General features: G+C 34.8%; 7 protein-coding genes. 3 read left to right on the top strand and 4 right to left on the bottom strand.

The genetic code is table 11. The features are described from left to right. On the bottom strand, nucleotides 1-767 hold a 767-nt coding region (glyA, locus tag B3J44_RS10505; protein WP_286968373.1), incomplete at its 3' end, for a serine hydroxymethyltransferase. Between the two features lie 110 nt (nucleotides 768-877). Here glyA and fahA point away from each other — a divergent pair. Then, nucleotides 878-2161 (top strand): fumarylacetoacetase, encoded by a 1284-nt coding sequence (fahA, locus tag B3J44_RS10500; protein WP_286968372.1) that lies wholly within the window; start codon nucleotides 878-880, stop codon nucleotides 2159-2161. Between the two features lie 93 nt (nucleotides 2162-2254). On the opposite strand, the gene B3J44_RS10495 is transcribed toward fahA, so the two are convergent. Both B3J44_RS10495 and B3J44_RS10490 read right to left on the bottom strand, forming a co-directional pair. Further along, nucleotides 2255-3439 carry an endonuclease/exonuclease/phosphatase family protein gene (locus B3J44_RS10495; RefSeq protein ID WP_286968371.1) on the bottom strand — a complete coding sequence of 395 codons (1185 nt, stop codon included), beginning with the start codon at nucleotides 3437-3439 and terminating at the stop codon, nucleotides 2255-2257. 214 nt (nucleotides 3440-3653) lie between these two features. Beyond that, on the bottom strand, nucleotides 3654-4694 hold the full coding sequence (locus B3J44_RS10490) for an agmatine deiminase family protein (RefSeq protein ID WP_286968370.1): 1041 nt from the start codon (nucleotides 4692-4694) through the stop codon (nucleotides 3654-3656). Between the two features lie 184 nt (nucleotides 4695-4878). Here B3J44_RS10490 and B3J44_RS10485 point away from each other — a divergent pair, with 184 nt between their 5' ends. Continuing rightward, entirely contained in the window at nucleotides 4879-6399 is a 1521-nt protein-coding gene (locus B3J44_RS10485) for a choice-of-anchor I family protein (RefSeq protein WP_286968364.1), read from the top strand. A 202-nt stretch (nucleotides 6400-6601) separates the two neighbouring features. Beyond that, nucleotides 6602-7861: an OmpA family protein gene (locus B3J44_RS10480; protein WP_198856055.1), complete on the top strand. Its 1260-nt coding sequence runs from the start codon at nucleotides 6602-6604 to the stop codon at nucleotides 7859-7861. 326 nt (nucleotides 7862-8187) lie between these two features. Here B3J44_RS10480 and B3J44_RS10475 read toward each other — a convergent pair whose 3' ends face one another. Further along, nucleotides 8188-9078, bottom strand: a complete 891-nt coding sequence (locus B3J44_RS10475; RefSeq protein ID WP_286968360.1) for a carbon-nitrogen hydrolase — start codon at nucleotides 9076-9078, stop codon at nucleotides 8188-8190. Nucleotides 9079-9173: the final 95 nt, after the last annotated feature.

The following is a 9173-nucleotide window of genomic DNA, read 5'->3' as shown; positions in this document are numbered from 1 at the left end:
GAAGACATCATTCTGATTTCTCCTTTTGGAGTTGTTAATCCTTGTGGATTTGGGAAATCTTTACCCATTAAAATCAAACCTCCACGTGGTCCTCTTAATGTTTTGTGAGTTGTTGTAGAAACAATATGGCAATGTGGAATTGGATCGTTCATTAATCCTTTTGCAATAAGACCTGCTGGGTGAGAAATATCAGCAAATAAAATTGCTCCTACGCTGTCAGCAATTTGTCTAAAACGAGCAAAATCCATATCACGAGAATAAGCCGAAGCTCCAGCGATGATTAATTTTGGCTGTTCTTTTGTTGCAATTTCTTGAATTTTATCATAGTCTAAACGGCCAGTTTCAGCATCTACGCCGTAGAAAACTGGACGGTATAAACGTCCTGAGAAGTTTACTGGAGAACCATGTGTTAAGTGACCTCCGTGAGATAAATCGAAACCTAAAATCGTGTCACCAGGATTTAAACAAGCGTGGTAAACAGATGTATTTGCCTGAGAACCCGAGTGAGGCTGTACGTTTGCATATTCAGCGCCAAATAATTCTTTAGCTCTGTCAATAGCAATTTGCTCAATAACGTCAACTACTTCGCAACCGCCGTAGTATCTTTTACCAGGATAACCCTCTGCATATTTATTCGTTAAAACAGACCCTGCTGCTGCCATTACTTCATCACTTACAAAATTCTCAGAAGCAATAAGCTCTAATCCGTGAATTTGTCTTTCTTTCTCCTCTTGGATAAGATCAAAAATTTGTTCGTCGCGTTGCATTTTTTTGTTTTTCGTTAATTTCACGCAAAAATACAAAAAAACGTTTGTCAAACTGCTAGATTATGATATATTTGACATGTAATTTTTCAACAAATAATTAACATTAAAACATGCCAATAACCGCCAACGATACCAGTAGAAAATCATGGTTAGAAGTACCAGAAAATAGCGACTTCCCTATTCAGAATATTCCTTTTGGTGTATTTCTTACGAAAGAAAATGTCGTTACTGTAGGAACTAGAATTGGCGATTACGCCATAGATTTAGGGGCTTTACAGCAATTAAACTATTTTGAGGGAATAGAATTAACTGATGATATGTTTATGCAGGATACGCTAAATGATTTTATTTCTGACGGAAAAAAAACATGGCGTTTAGTTAGAAATCGTATCGCAGAGATATTCGACGAAACTAATCCTCAGCTAAGAGATTCAACAAAACACCGCGATATTGTTATATTTAAGATCGAAGATGTAGAGATGCAATTACCAGTTTTAATTGGTGATTATACTGACTTTTATTCAAGTAGAGAACATGCTACAAATGTAGGTAAAATGTTCCGTGACCCAGAAAATGCATTACTGCCAAACTGGCTTCACATTCCAGTTGGATATCATGGAAGAAGCTCTACAATTGTGCCATCTGGAATTCCGGTTCACAGACCAATGGGACAAACTCTTCCTGCAGGACATGATACACCTGTCTTTGGTGCTTCTCGTTTAGTCGATTTTGAATTGGAAACGGCTTTCATTACAACAGATGTAAATGTAATGGGCGAAAATATTTCAACTTACGAAGCTGAAGATTATATTTTCGGAATGGTTTTACTAAATGACTGGAGTGCTCGTGATATTCAAAAATGGGAATATGTGCCTCTTGGACCATTCTTAGCAAAAAACTTTGCTACTTCAATTTCACCTTGGATTGTGACTATGGATGCTTTGGAACCTTTTAGAACTAAGGGACCTAAACAAGATCCTTCACCGCTTCCTTATTTACAGACAAAAGGAAAAAAGGCTTTTGATATTCATTTAGAAGTTTCTTTACAACCAGAAGATCAGGAAGAAACTGTGATTTCAACATCTAATTTTAAATATATGTATTGGTCTATGGCTCAGCAATTGACACACCATACATCAAACGGATGTCGCGTGAATTCTGGTGACATGATGGGCTCTGGAACAATTTCTGGTCCAACTCCAGATAGTTTTGGTTCTATGCTAGAGTTAACTTGGGGTGGAAAAAATCCGCTTAAATTAAAAGACGGAAGCGAACGCAAATTTATTGAAGATAATGATACTGTAATTATTCGTGGTTTCTGCGAAAATAAAGAAGTAAGAATTGGATTTGGAGAAGTTTCTAGCCAATTGTTACCTCCTTTTACAAGACAATGAAGAGCAGATCAGTCTAAAGAGATATAAAAAATAAAAAACCTTGGTAATTGCCAAGGTTTTTTTATGCTTTTATTAAATGAAAGAAAAAGTTACTTATTCTAAAATTACTTTTACCCAAACCAAACGATGATCGGAGCTTGACTCTCGTTTTTCGACTAATTCTGACATTGGCTCACCCTTTGCAGGCCAGAACACACCACTGTTAACAATCTTAAAACCAAGTCTCGATGGCAATACATAATCTGCACGCATTCTCCAAAAAGCGGTATGATTAATTCCAAAAGGATTTTCGGGACTAAATTCTGCACCACCTTTACTAGCAGGTGTAAAGTCGCTATTAATTTTCGGACTCTCTACTAAAGACTTTATACCTTCTCTAATAGCATCCCCTTCAACTGGTGAAGCGTTTTGATCACCCATTATGACAAATCGAGAATTTGGAGGCAAACCTCCTTTTACGCCTTTATCATCATAAATATAAGAAGACGAATTATCTGAAATATAGTCTTTCCAGAATCGAATTTCATCATGATTTCTTTTCCCATTGCGGTCTTCAGCCCCATCAAAAGTAGGAGGAGTTGGGTGGCTAACTAAAACATGAACTGTTTTATTACCAATTTCTACAGGAACATCCCAGTGAGATTTTGAAGATAATGGAAATTCTTTCCATGCTTTCTTGCTATACCAATCTGATCCATCTGCTTTTTTGGTAATTAATGCTTCTGGCATATCTTTCCATTTAAAATGTTGAAAAGTACGAATTGCATTAACATCAATAGGATATTTAGACAAAAGCATCATCCCATATTGCCCAGGATACATACCAAATGCCCATGCATCATTTCCTGAATTACTCAACTTTCCGTCATTGTTCAAATCATAAGGACTTGGCTGGCCGGTATTCACTGTCGAATAATAGTAGTAAGGATAATCGATGGCTGCTGCTCCGCCTTGGCTCACATTCAAATAATTTTTTATAAATGCCTTTACGCCAAGTTCAGGATCTTTAATATAATCAAACTCGTTTAGCAAAATTACATCTGGCTTAACGGTCTGAATAATCTGGGCAATATTTCTGATTTGAGCATTATGCCCTGAACTAAGTTGATTAATTAACATCTGCTCCGATTTTCCCATTGCGCCTTTGGGAGAATAATTATCAGATTCCATACTTACATTGTAGGTAGCAAATGTAAGTTCATTTTTGTCTTGCGAATCGGACTGTGAAAAAAGAGCTCCGGAAGAAAGCACGGAAAGGATAAAAAATATTTTCTTCATATAAAATTAAATCTGCATTTCTGCATTATTGAACATACGAATATAAGAAGGATGTTGTGACAGACGGCAAATCTGTCTGTTAAATATACAACAAAAAAAAGCTGCCACTTTTGGTGATAGCTTAAATTACAGAAGAAAGTCTCTGTATATCTGATAATTTTGTCACAGATTAAAAAAATCAAAACGATTATTTTATAATCTGTGACTACTATTTTTATGCAGGAATCTGCTGACTTAAACAATGTAAAGTTCCGAATCCCCAAATAAAATCAATACAGCTAATACCGATTACTTCACGATCTGGGAAACATTCTGCCAAGATATTCAAAGCAACACGATCATTACTATCGTTAAATGTTGGCACTAAAACGCAATTATTCAAGATTAAGAAATTAGCATAACTTGCTGGCAAACGTAAATCTTCAAAATCTACACGTTTTGGCATTGGCAATGCTACAATCACTGGAGATTTTCCGTTTTCTAGTTTTGCATTTTGCAGACGTTTCAAATTATCCTGTAAAGGTTTGTAGTTTGAATCGTTTTTATCTGTTTCTACAATTGTAACGATAGTATCTTCATTCACAAATCGGCATAAATCGTCGATGTGTCCATGTGTATCGTCACCTTCTATCCCGTCTCCTAACCAAATTACGTTTGTAACTCCAAGATATTCTTTAAAAACGGCTTCATAATCTTCTTTTGTAAAACCAGGATTTCTTACTTGAATTGTTGGGTGCATCAAACACTCTTCAGAAGTCAACAAAGTTCCTTTTCCGTTTACATCGATCGCTCCACCTTCTACAATTACTGGTTTTCCTCTGTACATTACTTGAGTTAAAGGAACATCAATAAAATCTGCCACTTTACCCGGAACGAATTTGTCTAATTGATAATTTTTATATTTTGCCCAACCGTTGAAATTAAAATTCAAAGCTTCTCTTTTTGAACCATTTTTTACAATAATTGGTCCTGAATCGCGCATCCAGCTTCTGTTTGTTTTATGAACAATATAAGAAACGTTTTCAGTATTAACGCGAGCTCTTTCAAGCATATCAGCAACTTTTTCTTTTAGTTTTTCATCGGCAACCACCAAAAAAACAGTTTCAAAAGTCGCTACTTTTTTAATAAACTCTACAAAAGCCCATTGAACAGCTTCATATTTTCCTGGCCAATCGTTGCCATTATGCGGAAAACACAATACAATTCCTTGCTGTTTTTCCCATTCTGCTGGAAATCTTCTATTATTTGTTGACATAAATACGTTCTAATTTAAAAAGTGCAAAGATAAGCATTCGTTAGGATTTTAAAACAACTGAGCAAAAATCATCTCTAATTTCACAAAAAATATCTTGCAAAAATTAAGTTAAAGATTAAATAATACCTACTTAATATTTAACAGAAGGCTCAGAATTACTTTTGCCAAAACTAAAAACTAACACATGAAAAATTTATCAATCTCATTATTAGCTGCCCTTTTTATATTGGCAAGCTGTAACAATGACGAAAACTCAAACAGCACTCCCGAAGTTGGTGCAAATGAAAATCCTGGAACTTTTAAAGAAATTGGTTCTATTACAATTGGCGGAGAAGCTGCTGCAGAAATCTCGGCTTACTGCGAAAAAACAAAAAGACTTTTTACTGTAAATAACAGTGGTGTAAATCAAATTGATGTTATCGACATCTCTGATCCGACAAAACCTCTTAAAATAGGACAAATTAATTTGGCTACATATGAAGGCGCTGCAAACAGTGTTTCTGTTTTTGACGGAAAACTTGCTGTAGCTTTAGAATCTACAGTAAACAAACAAGGAAACGGTAAAGTAGTTATTTTCAACACTTCAGATTATAGCTTAATTAAGCAAGTTACAGTTGGTGCATTGCCCGATATGATTACTTTTTCTCCTGATGGAAAATACATCATGACCGCTAACGAAGGTGAGCCAAACACAGATTATTCTCAGGATCCAAACGGAACCATTTCTATTATTGAAACTAGCACTTATAATGTTACAACTTTAGATTTCGCTTCATTTGCTGGTCAAGCTGCGGCATTGGCAAAAGATGGCTTCAGAATTTCAAAATTTGCTAAAACTAGTTTTGCTCAAGATATAGAACCTGAATACATTACAATTTCTGACGATTCTAAAACGGCTTGGGTAACTTTACAAGAAAATAATGGTGTTGCAAAGGTCGATTTAACTTCTAAAACTATTACAGCAATTTACCCTTTAGGTTTTAAAGATTACAATACTGCTGAAAATGCAATTGATGTTAGCGATAGCGACAATAAAATTGCATTCAATCCATGGAAAGTAAAAGGTCTTTATATGCCAGACGCCATCAGCCATTATACTGTAAACAATGTTCCTTATTTTGTAACCGCTAACGAAGGTGATGCAAGAGAATATACTGCTTACACTGATGTAAAGCGTATGAAAAACATGACACTTGATGCAACAGCTTTTCCAAATGCTGCTACTTTAAAATTAGATGCTAATATGGGAAGATTAAACCTTGTTGCTGATATGGGAGATACTGACGGAGATGGAGATTTGGACGAAATGGTAAGTTTTGGAGGTAGATCATTTTCTATTTGGAATGGAAACACTGGAAAAATCGTTTTTGACAGTAAAAATGATGTTGACAAAAAAACAAATGAAATTGGCACATACGATGACAAAAGAAGCGATGACAAAGGTTCTGAGCCAGAAGCTGTGGTTGTAGCTAAAATGGGAAATCAAAATATTTTATTTGTTGGTTTAGAAAGATCTGATGCTTTTATGGTTTATGATGCAACTAACCCAACTTCTCCACAATATTTACAAACAGTAAAAACAGGAGATGCTCCAGAAGGTTTATTATTTATTCCGGCTTCAAAAAGCCCAACAAAAAGAAGCTTATTAGTAGTAAGCAGCGAAGGTGATGGAACTGTTAAAATTTATCAGCCAGATTTGAAATAATTAATATTTTTTCAGGATAGCAAAAGGACAAAATGTGAATTTTGTCCTTTTTTTTTGCTTTCTATTAGACTAATTTTAACGGATTTACATAATTAAAAGCCAAAAGATGGGAATTATGTAAGAGTATATACAACACATTCTAAAATTCGACTTCTAATTTTGTTCATGAGTTTAAAATAAAAACAATTTAATTTTTGATATCATGAAAAAGAAATTAGTATCAGCCTCTCTATTATTACTATCTTTTGCGGCAGGCGCACAAAATATGGCTACGACTTCTACAAAACCTAATGTAGAGCAAGAATACAACAAATGGTCGATTGAACTTAATGGTGGTGTTAACAAACCAACAAGAGCTATGACTCCAGGTTATACTACTGAATCATTAAACTTTTTTCACGGAGATTTAGGAGTAAGATATATGTTTAATCCAAAATTTGGTTTAAAATTAGATGTTGGTTACGACCAATTTAAAGAGAAAAAAGATACTCCAGATTTTGAAAGCCGCTATGTTAGAGCAAGTTTACAAGGGGTTATCAATGTTGGACGTGCATTAAATTTTGAAACTTGGACAAACACAATTGGTCTTTTAGCACATGGAGGTTTCGGAGTTTCTCAAATTAGCACTGAAACAGGATTTGGAGGTCAAGATTACATGGCTCACGGAATTGCCGGTTTAACTGGACAAATCAGATTAAGTGACCGAGTAGCTTTAACAGGAGATCTTACTGGAATTATAAACGGAAGACAAAACTGGAACTTTGACGGAATGGGAAACACAACAACTGGTTCTTTTGACGGTATTTTACTAAATGCTTCTGTTGGTTTAACGTTCTACTTAGGAAAAAACCAGAAACATGCTGACTGGGTTGGTGAAGAAGATAGAATTGGCGAATTGGAAAAAAGAGTGGACTTAATCGAAACTGGTCTTATCGATTCAGACAAAGATGGAGTTGCTGATTTATACGATTTAGAACCAAACTCTATTGCTGGAGTTGCTGTTAACACAAAAGGGCAATCTATTGATAATAATCAAAATGGTGTGCCAGATGAGCTAGAAAGCTATTTGGATAAAACTTACGAGAAAAAAGGCGCTGGAACAGCTACAAACAATACTGTTGAAGAATTAATTAACGGTGGTTATGTAAATGTTTATTTCGATTTCAACTCGTCTAAACCTACAAATGCTTCTTTATCTGGTGTAGATTTCTTAGTGAAATATTTGAAAAACAATCCTGGAAAATCAGCAGATATTATTGGATATGCTGATGAAATTGGAAACTCAAACTACAATGTTGAGCTATCAAGAAAAAGAGCTGAAGCTGTTAAAAAAGTGGCTGTAAATGCAGGAATTGACGCTTCAAGATTGAATGTAATTGCTAACGGAGAAGATACTTCTGTTAACAAAAATTCTAAAGAGGCACGTCAGATCGTGAGAAGAGTTACTTTCCAAGTGAAGTAATTTATATATAAAGCTAAAAGCAGAAAAGGAGCTATTTCGTATTGAAATAGCTCCTTTTTATTATAAAACAGTATTTTAAAAAAATTAGATTTTGAATACTTATTTAAAGCTTCGGAGAAGCGAAATATTTATAGCAAACAATATAGTTTTACAATATATAGCTCCAGCGGAGCGAAATGTTCTTTTACAATCTAATACATGTTGCGCCGCTGGAGCTTTTTCATTTTGTTTCATTGAGGTGCTATAAATATTTCGCTTCTCCGAAGCTTACAAAAAAAAGGACAAAATGTATATTTTGTCCTTTTTTATATTTCAGATAAACCTAATTATTTATCAATTGCTCTTTTTGTAATGTCTCCAAAAGCATCAATTCTTCTATCTCTGAAGAATGGCCAGTTTTGACGAACATTTTCTTGTAAATCTAAATCAACTTCAGCAATTAAGATTTCTTCTTTATCGTGAGAAGCTTGAGCCAAAATTTCTCCTTGCGGTCCAGCAATGAAAGAAGCTCCCCAGAACTGAATTCCTTCTGTTCCTTCAAGATATTTTTCTAAACCAATTCGATTAGCTGCCGCTACGAAAACGCCATTAGCAACTGCATGACCTTTCATAACATTCATCCAAGCGCCATATTGGTTTTCTCCGTATTGTTCTTTTTCTTTAGGATGCCATCCGATTGCTGTTGGGTAAAATAAAACCTCAGCACCTTTAAGAGCTGTAATACGAGCTGCTTCTGGATACCATTGATCCCAGCAAATTAAAGTTCCAACGGTTCCTTTTTTAGTTTCAATAGCCTGGAAACCTAAATCTCCTGGTGTGAAATAGAATTTCTCATAGAAATGTGGATCGTCTGGAATATGCATTTTACGGTATAAACCAGCTTCAGTTCCATCAGTATCAATAATGTAAGCACTATTATGATAAATTCCAGCCATTCTTTTCTCGAAGAAAGGAACAATAATCACTACTCCTAATTCTTTTGCCAATTCGCTGAATGCAATAAATGAAGTGCTGTACAATGGCTCTGCTAATGCAAAATTATCCACATCTTCACTTTGACAAAAATAATGACTGCTATATAATTCAGGCAGTAAGATAACTTCTGCACCTTGACTTGCAGCATCTCTTACCCAACTGATACATTTTTTAAGATTATTTTCGGCAATATCATTCAGATTTAACTGAATAACCGATATTTTATACTTTCTTTTCGCCATGACATAAAATTTAGAGTGCAAAAGTAGTAAATTTTAAAGGAATGTCAAAGTTTGCAAATCGGTCTAATATTAAATTAAAGATCATTTCAAGTTAG

Source organism: Flavobacterium sp. UBA4854 (genome assembly GCF_002399805.1).
Lineage (GTDB): Bacteria > Bacteroidota > Bacteroidia > Flavobacteriales > Flavobacteriaceae > Flavobacterium > Flavobacterium ginsengisoli.
Note: the sequence above shows the minus strand (reverse complement) of the source record. Positions and strands in the feature narration are given on the sequence as shown.